This window comes from Streptomyces sp. NPDC029044 (assembly GCF_040637495.1).
GTDB lineage: Bacteria > Actinomycetota > Actinomycetes > Streptomycetales > Streptomycetaceae > Streptomyces.
The window spans coordinates 24,518-41,315 of record NZ_JBEZWN010000023.1; the positions used below are offsets into that span (position 1 = coordinate 24,518).

Below are 16,798 nucleotides of genomic sequence, written 5' to 3' on the forward strand. Positions count from 1 at the left end.
TCCGTTGTGCGTGGACACGCGGTTCGGATACCTGGTTCGGATACCCGGGAAAAGGGCGCGCATGACCGCGGGGCGGGTGCCGGGGCATGACCATCCGGCGCTCGTGTACTAGAGTTATCTCGACATCGAGATATCTGCCGAGAGAGCACCGCAGCCGCACCCGCCATCGAATCCGGCGGTAAGGGTTACCTAACTTAGCCTTACCTTAGCGGATCGGCCAAGATGCCGTGGCGGCAGGATCGTGGTGGTACGCGCACATCAATGAAGGAGACTGTCGTGTCGGCGAACAGCTTCGACGCCCGCAGCACGCTGCAGGTGGGCGACGAGTCGTACGAGATCTTCCGGCTGGACAAGGTGGAGGGCTCGGCTCGCCTGCCCTACAGCCTCAAGGTCCTGCTGGAGAACCTGCTCCGCACGGAGGACGGCGCGAACATCACCGCCGACCACATCCGTGCCCTCGGCGGATGGGACTCGCAGGCCCAGCCCAGCCAGGAGATCCAGTTCACGCCGGCCCGCGTGATCATGCAGGACTTCACCGGCGTTCCCTGTGTCGTGGACCTCGCGACCATGCGTGAGGCCGTGAAGGAGCTGGGGGGCGACCCGGCGAAGATCAACCCCCTCGCCCCGGCCGAGCTGGTCATCGACCACTCCGTCATCGCCGACAAGTTCGGCACGAACGACGCCTTCAAGCAGAACGTCGACCTGGAGTACGGCCGCAACAAGGAGCGCTACCAGTTCCTGCGCTGGGGCCAGACCGCCTTCGACGAGTTCAAGGTCGTCCCGCCCGGCACCGGCATCGTCCACCAGGTGAACATCGAGCACCTGGCCCGTGTCGTGATGGTCCGCGAGGGCAAGGCCTACCCGGACACCCTGGTCGGCACCGACTCGCACACCACCATGGTCAACGGCCTCGGCGTCCTCGGCTGGGGCGTCGGCGGCATCGAGGCCGAGGCCGCCATGCTCGGCCAGCCGGTCTCCATGCTGATCCCGCGCGTCGTCGGCTTCAAGCTCACCGGCGAGCTCCAGGCGGGCACCACCGCCACGGACCTCGTGCTGACCATCACCGAGATGCTGCGCAAGCACGGCGTCGTCGGCAAGTTCGTCGAGTTCTACGGCGAGGGCGTCGCCGCCACCTCCCTGGCCAACCGCGCCACCATCGGCAACATGTCGCCGGAGTTCGGCTCCACCGCCGCGATCTTCCCGATCGACGACGAGACGATCAACTACATGCGGCTCACCGGTCGCAGCGAGCAGCAGCTCGCCCTGGTCGAGGCCTACGCCAAGGAGCAGGGCCTCTGGCTCGACCCGGCCGCCGAGCCCGACTTCTCCGAGAAGCTGGAGCTCGACCTCGCCACGGTCGTCCCGTCCATCGCCGGCCCGAAGCGCCCGCAGGACCGCATCGTCCTCGCGAACGCCGCCGAGCAGTTCAAGCAGGACGTCCGCAACTACGTCAACGACGAGTACGAGGCCAGCAAGGAGTCCTTCCCGGGCTCCGACGCGCCCTCGACGATCCCGAACGGCGCCCCGTCCAACCCGGTCACCGTGACCGCCCCCGACGGCACGTCGTACGAGATCGACCACGGCGCGGTGACGGTCGCGGCCATCACCTCCTGCACCAACACCTCCAACCCGTACGTCATGGTCGCCGCCGCGCTGGTGGCCAAGAAGGCGGTGGAGAAGGGCCTGACCCGGAAGCCCTGGGTCAAGACCACCCTCGCCCCCGGCTCCAAGGTCGTCACCGACTACTTCGAGAAGGCGGGCCTGACCCCCTACCTCGACAAGGTCGGCTTCAACCTCGTCGGCTACGGCTGCACCACCTGCATCGGCAACTCCGGCCCGCTGCCGGAGGAGGTCTCCAAGGCCGTCAACGACCACGACCTCGCGGTCACCTCGGTCCTCTCCGGCAACCGGAACTTCGAGGGCCGCATCAACCCCGACGTCAAGATGAACTACCTGGCGTCCCCGCCCCTGGTCGTGGCCTACGCCCTCGCCGGCTCCATGAAGGTCGACATCACCCGGGACGCCCTGGGCGCCGACCAGGACGGCAACCCGGTCTTCCTGAAGGACATCTGGCCCTCCGAGGCCGAGGTGAACGACGTCGTCGCCAACGCCATCGGCGAGGACATGTTCTCCAAGTCCTACAGCGACGTCTTCGCGGGCGACGCCCAGTGGCAGGCGCTGCCGATCCCCACCGGCAACACCTTCGAGTGGGACACCGAGTCCACCTACGTCCGCAAGCCCCCGTACTTCGAGGGCATGGCCCACGAGCCGTCCCCGGTCGAGAACATCTCCGGCGCCCGCGTGCTCGCCAAGCTGGGCGACTCGGTCACCACCGACCACATCTCCCCGGCCGGCGCCATCAAGGCCGACACCCCGGCCGGCAAGTACCTCACCGAGCACGGTGTGGAGCGTCGTGACTTCAACTCCTACGGCTCGCGCCGAGGCAACCACGAGGTCATGATCCGCGGTACGTTCGCCAACATCCGCCTGCGCAACCAGATCGCGCCGGGCACCGAGGGCGGCTACACCCGCGACTTCACCCAGGCCGACGCGCCGGTGTCGTTCATCTACGACGCCTCGCAGAACTACCAGGCCGCCGGCATCCCGCTGGTCGTCCTGGCCGGCAAGGAGTACGGCTCCGGCTCGTCCCGCGACTGGGCCGCCAAGGGCACCGCGCTCCTCGGCGTCAAGGCCGTCATCGCCGAGTCCTACGAGCGCATCCACCGCTCGAACCTCATCGGCATGGGCGTCCTGCCGCTCCAGTTCCCGGAGGGCCAGACGGCCGCGTCCCTCGGCCTCACCGGTGAGGAGACCTTCGACTTCACCGGCGTCGAGGAGCTCAACAACGGCACCACCCCGCGTACGGTGAAGGTCACCACCGACACCGGCGTCGAGTTCGACGCGGTCGTCCGCATCGACACCCCCGGCGAGGCGGACTACTACCGCAACGGCGGCATCATGCAGTACGTGCTGCGCAGCCTGATCCGCAAGTAAGCGGACCGTCACGGCAGTTCGAGGGCCGCGTTCCCGGGTGACCGGGGGCGCGGCCCGCGCCGTTCACGCGGCCGACGCCTTCACGCGGCGCGGACGGGTACACGCTTCGCGGGCGGGTTCTCGCGGCGCGGACGGGTACACGCTTCGCGGGCGGGTTCTCGCGGCGCGGACGGGTACACGCTTCGGGGCAGGTTCTCGCGGCGCGGGCGGGTCACTCGCCGCGGTACTTCGCCGCCGCGGCCTGGGCGAGGTCCTGCGACTTGTCCAGGGCCGTGTCCACCGACTGCCGCCCGGCGATGGCCGCGCCGATCTGCTCCGAGACCGCCGTCCCCAGCACGGCGAACTCGGGGATGCTCAGGAAGCCGATGCCGTCGTAGGGGCGGGGACCGACGCCGGGGTCCTTCGGGTCGGCGGAGTCCGTCGCCGCCGTGTACTCCTGCCGGTACCAGGCGCCGGCCGCCTGCTGGTACTCCGGCTTCTCGTAGAGCGACTTGCGGTTGCCCGCGGGGGCCGAGGTCCAGCCCACCTCCCGGCCCACCAGTTCCTGGAACTCCTTGGAGGAGGCCCAGGAGATGAACTCCCAGGCGGCGTCCTTGTTCTCGGCCGCCTGCTGGATGCCCCAGGCCCAGGTCCACAGCCAGCCGGCCTTCTCGGTCCTCTCGTGCGGGGCCGGGACGTAGCCGACCTTGCCCTTGACCGCGGAACTGTCGGCCTCGATCGACGAGGCCAGCGACGTGGCGTCGTACATCATGGCGCACTTGCCCTGGACGAAACGGTCCAGGATCTCCAGCACACCCATCCGCTCGGCACCGGGCTGGCCGTGGGAGCGGAGCAGGTCGACGTAGAAGCCGACGGCCTTCTTGAACTCCGGCGAGGTCAGGCGGGCGTTCCAGTCCATGTCGTACCAGTGGCCGCCGAAGGTGTTGACGACCGTGTTGATCGGGGCGAGGTTCTGGCCCCAGCCGGGCAGGCCGCGCAGGCAGATGCCGCTCGCGCCGTCCGTTCCGTCGACCCGGGCGGCGAGGTCGGCGACCTGCTGCCAGGTCGGATTCGACGGCATCGTCAGCCCGTCCTTGCGGAACAGGTCCTTGCGGTACATCAGGAAGGAGCCCTCGCCGTAGAAGGGCTCGGCGTAGAGCTTGCCGTCCGCCCCGGTCAGCGAGGACGCCAGGTTCGGGAAGACGTCGTCCTGGTCGAAGTCCTCGTCGGCCTTCACATACGGGTCCAGCGGGGCGAGCCAGCCGTTGTCCGCGTAGATCGGCACCTCGTAGGCGCTGACGCTCGCCACGTCGTGGGTGCCGGCCTGGGTCGCGAACTCGCGGTTCATCTCCTTGCGCGCCTCGTTCTCCGGCAGCAGCGTGTAGTCGACGGTGATGCCGGTCTCCGCCGTGAAGTGCTTCTTGGTGAGCTTCTTCAGGGTCTGGATCTGCGGCACGTCCGTCGCGAGCACACTGAGATCGGCCTGCTCCTCGTCGCCGGGCAGATCGGTGTCACCGCATCCGGCGAGGACGAGACCGGCGGCGACCGCGGCGGCCACGGCCGCCTGGGCGAGGCGGCTGCGTTTCATGACATCTCGGCCCCTACCCACCTTTGCCATTTATTAGGCATTTCCTGAGAAACAGGGCCATCAGCCACTTCCGGGCATCGACGTCGAGGCGCCGGGCGGTCAGGGCCGGCCGTGTCTGGCCTGGGCGCGTCTGGACAGCGCGTCTGCCGCGACGGCGGCCAGCAGCACCCCGCCCGTGATCATGAACTGCACGGCGTCCTGGACCCCCAGCAGCCCCATGCCCGAGGCGATCGACTGGATCACCACCACGCCGAGCAGCACCGACCAGGGAGAGCCCCGCCCGCCGAACAGAGACGTCCCCCCGATGACGGCCGCCGCGATGGCGTTGATCAGCAGCATCCCGGAACCGGCGGCACGCGCCGTCGTGGGGCTCGCCGACGTCAGCCCCGACGCCACGAACAGCCCGCCCACCGCGGCCAGCGTCCCCGACACCATGAACATCGCGACCCGTACCCGCTCCACCCCGATGCCGGCCCGACGCGCCGCCTCGACCCCGCCGCCGAGCGCGTACACCCGCCGCCCGTAGCGGGTGCGGCGCAGCACGTAGTCAGAGACGACCAGGACCACCAGGAAGATCAGCAGGGCGAGCGGCAGCCCCTGGAACCGGTTGAGGGTGACGGCCGCGGCGAAGGCCACCACGGCCAGGAGCCCGGTGCGCAGCCAGATCTCGCCCTCCGGCCGGTAGGGCATCCCGGCCGCCCGGTGACGGCTCCGGCGGCGACGGGCGGCCAGGACGTACCCGGCCGTGCCGAGCGCCGCGACCGCGTACGCCGCCAGGTCGTCGCCGAAGTGGTGGCTGGTCAGCGAGGCGACCAGGCCCTCCTCGTCGATGTTGATCGTGCCGCTGGCTCCCAGCAGGTAGAGCGTCAGGCCGTTCCAGATCAGCAGCCCGGCCAGCGTCACCACGAACGCGGGCACGCCGAGCCAGGCGTGGAAGACCCCGTGGAAGGCGCCCACGGCCGTCCCCGCGGCCACCGCCACGATCACCGCCAGCCACTCCGGCACCCCGTGGTTCACGTTCAGCACGGCGAACGCCGCCCCCGCCAGGCCGCTGACCGAGCCGACCGACAGATCGATCTCCCGGATCAGCAGGACGAAGACGATGCCGACGGCGACCAGCCCCGTCCCGACGATGTCCACGCTGAGGTTGGACAGGTTGCGCGGCGAGAGGAACTTGTCGTCCAGCCCCTGGAAGACGATCCAGATCACGATGAGCCCGGCGATGACCAGGAGCGGCCCCCGCTCCCCGTCGCGCACGCCGGCGCGGACGTCCAGGGCGTACTCCCGCAGGTTCTCCTGCCATCCACGGGGGCGCTGCCCGCCACCGGTGGTGACCGGTCCGGCGCTGCCCGGCCCGGCCGGCCCGCCGTCCCGGTGCGGCCCGCCGCGGCTCACGGCCACGCCTCCTCGTCGCCCTTCGAACGGTGGGCCACGGCGTTGTCCGCCGCCCCCGTGACGGAGGAGATGATCTGTTCCTGGCTCACCGTGCTCACGTCGAACAAGCCGTTGTTGCGGCCCAGCCGCAGCACGGCCACCCGGTCCGCGACGGCCTTGATGTCGCCCATGTTGTGACTGATGAGGATGATCGCCATACCGCGGTCGCGCACCTCCTCGATGAGGTCGAGCAGATGGCTGGTCTGCTCCACGCCCAGGGCCGCGGTGGGCTCGTCGAGCAGCAGCACCTTGGGCGCGCCCATGAGCGAGCGGGAGATCGCCACGGCCTGCCGCTGCCCGGCCGACAGCGCGGCGACCGGCACCCGCACGTCCGGGATGCGGATCGACAGGGTGCGCATCAGATCACGGGCCCGGCGCTCCATCTCGACCTCGTCGAGGACGCCCACCCGGTCGATCTCGCGGCCGAGGAAGAGATTGCCGACGACGTCCAGGTTGTCGCACATGGCGAGGTCCTGGTACACGGTCGCGATGCCGAGCGCGTGGGCGTCGTGCGGGCGCTTGATCTGCACGAGACGCCCCTCCCACTCGATGACGCCCCGGTCGGCGGGGCTCACCCCGGAGATCACCTTGACCAGCGTGGACTTGCCCGCTCCGTTGTCACCCGCCAGGGCCACGACCTCACCGGCCCGGACCTGGAGGTCGACGTCGACGAGCGCCTGCACGCCGCCGAACCGCTTGGTGATGCCGCGCAACGCCAGTACGGAGGGATGGGCCACGGGGAACCACCTCGCTCACCGGGTGAGCCCGGCCCGGGCGCAGGCCGGGCGGAGCTCCGGGGTGCAGATCTGGTCGATCGTGTAGACGCCGTCCCGGACGAGCGTCCGGCCGATGGTCTCGCGGGTCACGGCGGTCGGGTCGAGCAGCACCGCCGGGACGTTCTCGTTCGTGGGGCTGTCCACCTGCGCCGTGACCAGGGCGCCGACGTCGTTGCCGCGCGCCAGGGCGACGGCCATCGCGGCGGCCGCCTCGGTCTCCTGCCGGAACGGCTTGTAGACGGTCATGTACTGCTCGCCCTTGACGATGCGCTGCACCGCGTCGAGGTCGGCGTCCTGCCCGGTGACCGGGGGCAGCGGCCTGACGCGGGCGCTCTTCAATGCCGAAATGACCCCGGCCGCGATCGAGTCGTTGGCGGCGAGCACCCCGTCGATCCGGCCCGGGCCGAGGGCGCTGATCGCGGCGGACATGTGGTCGTGAGCGTTCTCCGTACGCCACCCGATGGTGCTGTACGACTTCAGGATCCGCACCTCGTTCCGGAGCACGGCCAGGGCCCCGCCCTCGTACCAGGCGGCGTTGGGGCTGGACGGGTCACCGTTCATCATGACGACGCCGCCGCCGTCGGCCTCGGCGCCCATGCCCTCCAGGAGCGCCCGGCCCTGGAGCCTGCCGACCTGGTCGCCGTCGAAACTGACGAAACCCGAGATCGGGCCCTCGGCGAGCCGGTCGTAGGCGACGACCGGGATGCCCTCGCGCTCCGCCGCGCGCACCGAGGAGCGCAGGGCCCTGGGGTCGACGACGTCCAGGAGCAGGGCCGAGACCCCTCGGGTGATCATGGAGTTCATCTGCTGCCGCTGGCTCGCCGCGTCGTTCTCGGCGTTGGCGTACACGAGCGTGCAGCCGGGGCACAGCTCCTTGACCCGCTTCTCGATCAGGGGCCTGTCGGACTTCTCCCAGCGGGGCACGGCCCGGCTCGGCAGCAGCAGCCCGATGGTCAGCTCACCCTCGCCCTCCCCGGCGCTGTCGGAACACGAGGCGAGGGACACGGCCAGGAGGAGCGCCAGCAGGCCGGCGGCGCCGCGCAGGGCGAGACCACGCATCAGCGACCTCCCTCGTGCGGCCGTTTCCGGCGCGTGCGCGGGTCGGCGGCCCCGTCGTCGATGTGCTCCATGGCCCGGTCGAGGCCCACGGCCTGCTCGCCGCGGCGGCCTGCCGTCGGCTCGCCCTTTCGGCCTGCCGTTGGCTCGCCCTTTCGGCCTGCCGTTGGCCGCTCGCCTGTGCGGCCTCTCGTCGGCTCGTCGTGGCGGCTTGCCGTCCGCTCGTCGTGGCGGTCTGCGACGTGGCCGTCGTGGCGGTTCGTGGTGTGGTCGTAGGGGCGGTCATGGGCGCGGTCGCTGTCGCTGTCGCTGTCGCGATCAGGGACCTCGTCGCCGTCGCGGTCCCCGGCGCGGTCCGCGTGGCGGTCGGCGGCGTGGTCTGCGTGGCGGTCCCCGGCGTGGTCTGCGTGGCGGTCCCCGGCCCGGTCCATGTGGCGGTCGGCGGCGTGGTCTGCGTGGCGGTCGGCGGCGTGGTCCACGTCGCGGTCCGCGGTTCGGTCCGCGTGGCGGTCGGCGGCGTGGTCTGCGTGGCGGTCGGCGGCGTGGTCCACGTCGCGGTCCCCGGCCCGGTCCATGTGGCGGTCGGCGGCGCGGGCCACGTGGCGGTCCGCGGCTCGATCGTCGTGACCGTCCGCCGCACGGTGGCTTTGACCCTCCGCCGCCGGGTCGTCGGGGCCGTCTGCCGCCGGGTCGTCGGGGCCCTCCGCCGCCGGGTCGTCGGGGCCGTCCGCCGTCCGGTCGTCGCCACGGCGCCGGCTCTGGTCGCGCGACTTGCGGCGGACGCGGTCGCGGTCGCGGTCCCGGTTCCGGCCCAGGCCCCAGCCGCGGTCCCGGCCCAGGCCCCAGCCGCGGCCCGGCTTCCGCTCCTCCTCCGGCTCGGCCTCCGGCTCCTCGTCCGGCTCCGTGCCGCGTTCCGTGTCCTCTTCCGGACGGGTGACGACGATCTCGCTCCACACCTGCTTGCCGCCGCCCACCGGTACCGAACCCCAGGCCGCCGACACGGCCTCGACCAGGAAGAGCCCACGGCCGCCCGTCGACTCCCAGTCCACGACCACCGGCTTGGCCGGCGCCCGGGGCGAGGAGTCGCTCACCGTCACCCGGAGCCGGTCCGCCGCCAGGGTCAGCTCCACCCGGACCGCACCCTGGGTGTGCACCAGCGCGTTGGTGACCAGCTCCGACACCACCAGCAGGACGGTGTCGGCCTCGGCGGCGATGCCCCACGAACGCAGCGTGCGCGCGCTGAACCGGCGGGCGTGCATCACCGCGTCCGGCAGTCGCCACACCACCCAGCCCGCCCGCACGGGCCGTACCCGCATCCCGTCGTAGCGCAGCAGCAGTACCGCCACGTCGTCCTCACGGCGTCCGGCCTCGCCGAGCAGCTCGTCCGCCATCCGTCCCGGGTCGGCGGGATCGGCCGCGGCGAGCGCCTGGCGTACCAGCCGCATCCCCTCGTCCACCTGTAGATCAGCCGACTCGACCAGGCCGTCCGTGACCAGCGCGAGCACCGAGCCCGGGCCGAGCGCGAGCGCGGTGAGGGGGAACTCCGCGTCCGCGAGGACGCCCAGCGGGAGACCGCCCTCGACCGCGATCTCCGCGGTGCCGCCGTCGGGATGCCGCACGAGCGGGGCCAGATGCCCGGCCCGCACGAACAGCGCGTTGCCCTCCTCCATGTCCAGCTCGACGTAGCAGCAGGTGGCGAACAGGTCCGTCTCCATGCCGACGAGCAGCCGGTTGGCGTGCGCGACGACCACGTCCGGGGGATGCCCCTCGACGGCGTACGCCCGGACCGCCGTACGCATCTGTCCCATGATCGTCGCGGCCCCGGCGCTGTGCCCCTGCACGTCCCCGATGACCAGCGCCACCTTGCTCTCCGACAGCGCGATCACGTCGTACCAGTCGCCGCCCACCTGGAGACCGCGCCGGGCGGGCAGATAGCGGGCCACGGCGGTGCCCCCGGGCAGCTTGGGGAGCCGGCGCGGCAGCAGGCTGCGCTGGAGCATCGTCGCGAGCTCCTGCTCGGCGTCGTAGGCGTGGGCGCGCTTCAGGGCCTGCCCGACCAGGCCCGCGGTGGCGGTCAGCAGGGCCCGTTCCTCGGGGGCGAACTCGTGCGGGGTGTCCCAGCCGACCAGGCACACCCCGGCCACGCCGTTCTTGGCCGGCAGCGGCAGCACCGCGAGCCCGCCGGGGCCGATCCCCGCGAGCCCGGGCTCCAGCACGGAACCGGCCGGCCACAGGCTCACCCGGCCGTCCCGCAGCGCCGCCTGGAGCGTGGGCAGGGCGGTGACCGGCGCGTCGGGCCACTCCGAGCGCCACTCGCGTCGCCACAGTTCCGGCCAGGCCCCCGCACCCGGCGGATCGAGCACGGTGACCGCCAGCCGGTCCTCCAGCAGCTCGGCGAGCGCCACCCGGTCGGCACCCAGCGGCTCGCGGAGCGCGGCGACCACCACACGGCTGACGTCCCGGACGGTCGTGGCGTCGTCGAGCGCGGCCGTCAGCCACTGGATCCGGGCGACGTCGCTGGCGCTGCGGCGCAGCACGGGCGCCGCGCTCACCACGCCCAGCACCCGCTCCGGGGTGCCTTCGGGCCCCTTCATCACCCGGCAGCTCAGCCGCAGCCAGCACAGTTCACCGGTGGGCCGCCGGATACGGAACTCCAGCTCACGGCGCCCGGGCGTCTGCGCGGACGGCTCGATGACCGACATCAGCGCGGGGACGTCCTCCGGGACGCTGTACGAGAGCAGCGTGTCGGTCTTGCCGTCGAAACCGCCTTCGGGGATGCCGACGAGTTCGAGCAGCGCCGGGTCCGTCTCGACCAGCCCGGTGCCGGGCGACAGGGCGAAGGACCCCACCCCCATGGCGCGCAGGGCCGAATCCAGCAGCGGCGAGGGCGCCGACCGGTCCGCCTCGCCCCGCAGCCGCTCGGCGACGGCCTCGGCGTACTGCTCCAGGAACTCCCGCTGCTCGGCCCCGAAACCCTCCCCGGCCTCGCCCACCACGACCAGGCATCCGAGCCACCCGCCCGCGGCCCCGAGCGGCAACGCCCCGAGCGGGGCGGAGCCCGCCGCGCCCTCGTCCCGCCCGAGCATCACACTCGCGAGCCACACGGCCCGCCCCTGCCGATACGCCTCGGCGACGGCGGGGCAACCACCCCCGGCCTCCCCCGGAGGTACCGGGGTGGGGGAGCCTCGTGCGGCGGCAGGTGATGACGGCCCGGGGGAGGCGCTCGCACCCGTGGCCGCGGAACGGGCCGAGACCGCCACCCGCCCCGGCAGCCGGTACCGCTCCTCGGACTCGGCCCCTGCCGACTCCACCAGCCGGAGTTCCGCCCCGTCCTCACTGCGCACGTACACCGCCGCCACCGCCACTCCCGCGAACGCCAGCAGCCGCGCTCGCGCGGCCGGCTCCGGAGCGGGACGAGGCGGACCGGTGCCCCCGTTCCCCGGCGCCCGAAGACCGGGGACCGCGGCCCGGGCATCGCCGTAATGGGGCATGTCCGCATCCACCTCCCGTCCATGCCGCAGCCACCGGCAGGTGGGAGTCCCCGGAACTCAGGCGACGACGACGCGGGCACGGGACCGGCGGCGCGGGCTCGCGCCTCCCATGGCGGATCCACGCCGCTCATGAGCGGCAGGGCACCCACACAACAGAATCGCACACCTGGATAACAGCGACATATGGGGCGAATGAACGAGCGCAGGCGAATCGATGTTGTCGGCCGCGCCCAGTGGCCGAACCGTCCTTCTTCGCGGTCAGACGGGGAGAAGCTGTCGAGCACGATCGCTTCGGCGGTCTCCGCGCGGGCCGACGGGCCCGGTGATCACGACTGCCCCGTCACCGGACCCGCCCTGTCCGACCTCTCAGCCCACCCGGCAGGGCAAGCTGCTCGTGCTGTCACCGCCGGGCCCGGCGACGACGTACCCGAAGGTCGTGCTCTTGCCCGGGGCCAGGGAGCCGTTCCAGCCGGCGTTGTGGACCATCACCGCCTGGCCGTTGTAGGTCGCGCTGCCGCTCCACAGGCTGTCGACCTTCTGGCCCGCCGGGAGCCTCCAGTCGACCATCCAGCCGAGCATCGGGACCGTGCCGGTGTTGGTGACGGTCACCTCGGACTGGTAGCCGCCGTTCCAGGTGCCCGTGGTCTTGCGGGTCGCCGTGCAGGTGCCGGGCACCGGCTCGGTCGGGTTGCCCGGCTCCTTGATGCCGGTCACCTCGCCGTTGCCGCCGTCGAAGACGACGTCGGAGCAGGAGTAGAAGGTCTCCTGGCTGTCGGAGCGCTGCCAGACCATGTAGATGATGTGGCGGCCCGACTTGTTGTCGGGGAGTTTGCCCTTCCAGGCGTAGTTGGCCTCGACCGTGCCCGGGGAGCCGTTCAGCGGCGGGTGGTCGACCGAGAGGAAGGGCTGGGCCTCCATGTCGTTCCAGGTGAGCGTCTTGGTCGGGTCGAAGCCGTCCTTGGTGATGTAGACGTAGAACCAGCCCGGGTGCGCCGCCCAGGCGTTGTACGAGAAGTCGACCGTCGCGCCCGAGGTGAGATGGGTGAGCGGCCAGTCCTTGCTGGGCGTGTTGAACCCGGTGAAGTTGGTGTTGCCGCCGCTGCACAGCTCGCCGTCGGGTACGAAGCCCTTGGTGCGGCCGGCGCCGTCCGAGCGCAGCACCGAGAACCAGTTGTAGAACGGCGTGGTGCCGCTGACCTGCTGCGCACCCCGGCACGCGGGGTTCACCGGCTTGATCTCACCGGTGTCGGTCAGCCCGTCCTGCCAGCACAGGAACGTGCGGCTGCCGGGCTTCATGGGGGTGCCGTGCGCTTCCGCCTCGCCCCCGGCCGTCATGACCAGGCCGATGGCCGGGACGGTGACGAGGAGGGAGAGCAGCACGAGGAAGAGGGCTCTGGTCCGGGCGGGGATGGATGAGCGGGGCATCGTGGATCCTCCCGGCTTGCTTGTCAGGATCATGACAGCACCGTCCGTTCGTGGGGGTACGGACCTGCGGATGTATGTGCGCCGGTGCGCGGGGCGGGAGCCGCTCAAGGGCGGGTTCCGGTCCACCGATATGGGAGCGCTCCCACCCCGCCTGTTGCGGAAGTTAGCGTCCAGCGGTCCAGATGTAAACGGCCTCGGCGCAAGCGCATCGACGCGATCCCGTGTCTCTCGGCGGTGCGGCGGCCGGAACGGCGTGCATGCCCGTTCGGGTGACGGACGGCGCGCGCTTCCGTCGCGCTGCTCGCACACTGCGGAGGCCGGTGCGACGAGGCGGCAGCTTCCGTGTCCGGCCCAGGAGGCCGCCGCACGACGGAAGTTGACTCTACTTTCCCTTTGCGGTTGGCTGCGGCTTCGACCATCAAGATCCGGGGGGATCCTTTGAATCGCACCATCCGCGCTGCCGTCTGCTCCGTCGCGGTCACCGGCCTCGCGTTCGGCCTCAGCTCCTGCTCCGAGGCGGTCGACCAGGTCGACAAGGCCGTGGACGAGACGTACGAGGTCACCTACGAGGTCACGGGGAAGAACATCGACTCGATCGAGTTCCACGGCGGCGGTGGCAAGGCCATGGAGCCGAAGATCGAGTCGGTGTCCAAGCCCGAGCTGCCGTGGAAGAAGACGGTCACGCTGCGCGGCATCATGCCCGCGGCGGTGATGCCGGTCGCCGCGGATCCCGAGGGCGCCCAGGTCACCTGCAAGATCATCCACAAGGGCAAGGTGCTTGAGGAGCAGAGCGCCGACGGTCTGGTGACCGCCGGCGGCTGCACCGCGGAGTCCCCGATCACGGGCTGAACCGGGGCGGGACCGATGGGAAGGCGCAGCCGTCGGGCTGCGCCTTTCCTGTGTGCCCGCCGAACCGGTGCCGCCTGTGGCGTCCGCGCCGCCTTCCGGACGCCCGCTGCCTTCACCGGCGTCCGTCGCCCAACAGCGCTTCCAGCCAGCCCAGTTGACGTCGCACCTGCACCGCGTCACCCCCCTCGTGCCCGTTGAACGGATACGCGTGGATCTCCTTGCGCGGATCCCTCCCCGTCAGCTCGGCGTACCGGTTGAAGGCGGCGTACGTCCCGCTCGGCGGGCACACCGTGTCCCGCAGTCCCACCCCGAAATGAGCCGGAGCCTGCGCGCGGCGGCCGAAGGAGACGCCCTCGACGTAGGAGAGGGTGCGGTACGCGGCGTGCTCGGCGCCCCGGTGGACGGACAGGTACGCGGCGATCTCGCCGTACGGGCCCGCGTCGGTGAGGTCGAGGGCGCGGCGGATGCCGCACAGGAAGGGGGCGGTGACCAGCACGGCCGCCAGGTCCGGGACGAGCCCCGCCACCGCCAGGGCCAGCCCTCCGCCCTGGCTGTTGCCGACCGCCACGGTCCGCGCCGGGTCGACGCCGGGCAGCCCCCGGACCGCCGCGACCGCCCCCACCGCGTCCGTGATCAGACGCCGGTAGTGGTAGTCCGCGGCGGAGAGCAGCCCGCGCACCGCCGGCCCGGGCCCGCCCGGCGCGACGGCGTGGGGATCGGGAGTGTCGCCGCCGCACCCGTACCGGTCGCCCTGGCCGCGGTTGTCCATGAGCAGATGCGCGTACCCGGCGTTGACCCAGGTGAGGCGTTCGTGGGGGAGCCCCCGGCCGCGCCCGTACCCGGCGAACTCGACGACGGCCGGCAGCAGTTCGGCGGCCCCGGCAGGCCGGCTGAACCACGCCCGCACCGGGTCTCCCGCGAAACCCCGGAACGTCACGTCCCAGGTCCGCGTGAGCCGCAGTCCCGTCTCCACCGGCCGCACCGACACCAGCGCGTCCGTCCGGCCGGTCTCCTTCAGCGTGCTCGTCCAGAACGCGTCGAAGTCGGCGGGCTCCTCGATGTCCGGGCGGTGGTGCTCCAGTTCGGTCAGGGGCAGGTCGAACGCGGGCACGGCGGCACCTCGCAGGAGTCGGTGTTCATCCAGAAACTTGCGACGAGACAAGGGCGGTCGGCCTGAGGGGTCTACCCAGCTTCGACGGTGTTCCAACGCGCCTCAGGCGTCCCGTCCGAGTCCGCAGCACCCATTGACAGCGCTTTCTGGTACCCATAAGTTGCCGCGAAGTTACCGGTAGAAGCTCGAAAGTTTCGGTTCCGCGTCCCATGCCCACGGGAGGCCCGAGCAATGAGCACGTCCACCACACCGGCCCCGCCGGGCACCCAGGACCAGCCTCCGGCCCGGGCCGCACCACGCCGCGGCAGCCGGACGCCCGCCCGGACCGGCTGGCGGCGGGCGCTGCGCCGCGACTGGCAGTTGTACTCCCTGGCGGTCCTGCCGCTGCTGTTCTTCCTGGTCTTCCGCTACCTGCCGATGATCGGCAACGTGATCGCCTTCCGGCGCTTCGAGCCCGGAGGGTCGATCTTCGGCGAGGAGTGGGTGGGGCTGCGCTATGTGCAGATGTTCCTCAACGACCCCACCTTCTGGCAGGTGTTCCGCAACACCTTGTGGATCGGCGGGCTCACGCTGCTGTTCTGCTTCCCGGTCCCGATCGTGCTGGCGCTGCTGCTGAACGAGGTGCGCCGGCGCTCCCTGAAGCGGTTCGTGCAGTCGGTGTCGTACCTGCCGCACTTCCTGTCGATCGTGATCGTCGCGGGCATCACCCTCCAGATGCTGGCCAGTGACGGCCCCGTCAACCACGTCCTCGGGTGGTTCGGCCACGAGCCGGTCCGCTTCATCCAGGAACCCGAGTGGTTCCGCACGATCTACGTCGGCTCGGAGATCTGGCAGACCGCCGGCTGGGGCACGATCCTCTACCTCGCCGCGCTCACCACGATCGACGAGGACCTGTACGAGGCGGCGCGGATCGACGGCGCCAACCGCTGGCAGCAGATCCGGCACGTCACCCTGCCCGGCATCCGGCCCACCATGGTCACGCTGCTGATCCTCAACATCGGCACGTTCATGGCGGTCGGCTTCGAGAAGGTCCTGCTGCTGTACAACCCGCTGACGTACCCGACCGCCGACGTGATCTCGACGTACGTCTACCGGGCCGGTGTGGAGTCCAACAGTTTCAGCTACGCCGCCGCCATCGGACTGTTCGAGGCGGTCATCGGCCTTGTCCTCATCACGTCCGCCAACCAGCTCTCGCGTCGCACGGTGGGGACGAGCCTGTGGTGAAGCCGAGCCGCTCCTACCGGGTCTTCCAGGGCGTCAACGGGGTGGTCCTCACCCTCGTCGTGCTGGTGACCCTGTATCCCTTCGCCAACATCCTCGCGCGCTCCTTCAGCGGGGAGCGGCAGATCCGGGCCGGTGAAGTCACCCTGCTGCCCAAGGGGTTCAACCTCACCACGTACAAGATCGTGTTCCAGGACTCGATGTTCTGGCGGAACTACGGCAACACCGTGCTGTACACGGTCGTGGCGACAGCCGTGGCCATGGTCCTGACGACGTGCTACGCCTACGTGCTGTCGAAGAAGCACCTCAAGGGCCGTGGCGTGCTCGTCGGCATCGCCGTGTTCACGATGTTCTTCACCGGCGGCCTGATCCCCAACTACATCCTGGTCACCAGCCTCGGCCTGAAGAACAGCGTCTGGGCCATCGCCCTGCCGAACGCGATCAGCGTCTTCAACCTGCTGGTGATGAAGGCCTTCTTCGAGAACCTGCCGACCGAACTGGAGGAGGCCGCGCAGATCGACGGACTGAGCACGTACGGCGTCCTGCTCAGGATCGTCCTGCCGCTGTCCAAGGCGGTCGTGGCGACGATGGTGCTCTTCTACTCGGTGTCCTTCTGGAACTCCTGGTTCAGCGCGTTCCTCTACATGGACCGGACCGATCTGATGCCGGTCACCGTCTACCTGCGCAACCTCATCCAGGGAGCCACGGGCGGCGGCAACGCGGGTGCGGGCACCGAGCAGCTCAGCCAGGTCGGCGCGAACATCCAGTCCGTGACCATCGTGCTCACCGCCCTGCCGATCCTCTGCGTGTACCCGTTCGTCCAGCGCTACTTCGTCTCGGGCGTGATGCTCGGCGCGGTCAAGGGCTGACGCCG

General features: G+C 71.1%; 10 protein-coding genes and 1 pseudogene. 4 read left to right on the forward strand and 7 right to left on the reverse strand.

Annotated elements, in window-relative coordinates; all coding sequences use genetic code 11:
• Positions 1-276 precede the first annotated feature (276 nt).
• Entirely contained in the window at positions 277-2,994 is a 2,718-nt protein-coding gene (acnA, locus tag AB0E85_RS19935; RefSeq protein ID WP_361928729.1) for an aconitate hydratase AcnA, read from the forward strand.
• A gap of 211 nt (positions 2,995-3,205) precedes the next feature.
• Here the strand turns inward: acnA and AB0E85_RS19940 are convergent, their stop codons facing one another.
• The 6 genes and pseudogenes from AB0E85_RS19940 to AB0E85_RS19965 all read right to left on the reverse strand — a co-directional run bounded on the left by AB0E85_RS19940 (position 3,206) and on the right by AB0E85_RS19965 (position 12,743).
• A complete protein-coding gene (locus AB0E85_RS19940) occupies positions 3,206-4,561 on the reverse strand; it encodes a sugar ABC transporter substrate-binding protein (RefSeq protein WP_361928732.1) in 1,356 nt (451 codons plus the stop codon).
• A gap of 99 nt (positions 4,562-4,660) precedes the next feature.
• The gene (locus AB0E85_RS19945; RefSeq protein WP_361928734.1) at positions 4,661-5,956 is read right to left on the reverse strand and encodes a sugar ABC transporter permease; all 1,296 of its coding nucleotides are present in this window, start codon (positions 5,954-5,956) and stop codon (positions 4,661-4,663) included.
• Positions 5,953-6,732: an ATP-binding cassette domain-containing protein gene (locus AB0E85_RS19950; RefSeq protein ID WP_361928736.1), complete on the reverse strand. Its 780-nt coding sequence runs from the start codon at positions 6,730-6,732 to the stop codon at positions 5,953-5,955. Before AB0E85_RS19950 ends, AB0E85_RS19945 begins: the two co-directional genes overlap by 4 nt.
• 15 nt (positions 6,733-6,747) lie before the next feature.
• Positions 6,748-7,830: a substrate-binding domain-containing protein gene (locus AB0E85_RS19955; RefSeq protein ID WP_361928739.1), complete on the reverse strand. Its 1,083-nt coding sequence runs from the start codon at positions 7,828-7,830 to the stop codon at positions 6,748-6,750.
• 932 nt (positions 7,831-8,762) lie between these two features.
• Positions 8,763-11,318 (reverse strand): annotated as a pseudogene (locus AB0E85_RS19960) (SpoIIE family protein phosphatase); the annotation flags it as partial.
• Positions 11,319-11,684: 366 nt separating this feature from the next.
• Positions 11,685-12,743: a lytic polysaccharide monooxygenase gene (locus AB0E85_RS19965; RefSeq protein ID WP_361928742.1), complete on the reverse strand. Its 1,059-nt coding sequence runs from the start codon at positions 12,741-12,743 to the stop codon at positions 11,685-11,687.
• Positions 12,744-13,181: 438 nt separating this feature from the next.
• Between AB0E85_RS19965 and AB0E85_RS19970 the strand changes: the two genes are divergently transcribed.
• A complete protein-coding gene (locus tag AB0E85_RS19970; RefSeq protein ID WP_361928745.1) occupies positions 13,182-13,592 on the forward strand; it encodes an MmpS family transport accessory protein in 411 nt (136 codons plus the stop codon).
• A 112-nt stretch (positions 13,593-13,704) separates the two neighbouring features.
• Here the strand turns inward: AB0E85_RS19970 and AB0E85_RS19975 are convergent, their stop codons facing one another.
• The gene (locus AB0E85_RS19975; RefSeq protein ID WP_361928747.1) at positions 13,705-14,703 is read right to left on the reverse strand and encodes an acetylxylan esterase; all 999 of its coding nucleotides are present in this window, start codon (positions 14,701-14,703) and stop codon (positions 13,705-13,707) included.
• A gap of 231 nt (positions 14,704-14,934) precedes the next feature.
• Here AB0E85_RS19975 and AB0E85_RS19980 point away from each other — a divergent pair, with 231 nt between their 5' ends.
• Positions 14,935-15,927, forward strand: a complete 993-nt coding sequence (locus AB0E85_RS19980) for an ABC transporter permease subunit (RefSeq protein WP_361928749.1) — start codon at positions 14,935-14,937, stop codon at positions 15,925-15,927.
• The gene (locus AB0E85_RS19985) at positions 15,921-16,793 is read left to right on the forward strand and encodes a carbohydrate ABC transporter permease (protein WP_361928752.1); all 873 of its coding nucleotides are present in this window, start codon (positions 15,921-15,923) and stop codon (positions 16,791-16,793) included. The genes AB0E85_RS19980 and AB0E85_RS19985 overlap by 7 nt, the downstream gene beginning before the upstream one ends.
• Positions 16,794-16,798: the final 5 nt, after the last annotated feature.

Bases quoted from the DNA above. Each gene is read 5' to 3' on its own strand.
- AB0E85_RS19940 (WP_361928732.1), bottom strand. From the start codon at position 4,561: ATGAAACGCAGCCGCCTCGCCCAGGCGGCCGTGGCCGCCGCGGTCGCC.
- AB0E85_RS19955 (WP_361928739.1), bottom strand. From the start codon at position 7,830: ATGCGTGGTCTCGCCCTGCGCGGCGCCGCCGGCCTGCTGGCGCTCCTC.
- AB0E85_RS19965 (WP_361928742.1), bottom strand. From the start codon at position 12,743: ATGCCCCGCTCATCCATCCCCGCCCGGACCAGAGCCCTCTTCCTCGTG.
- AB0E85_RS19980 (WP_361928749.1), top strand. From the start codon at position 14,935: ATGAGCACGTCCACCACACCGGCCCCGCCGGGCACCCAGGACCAGCCT.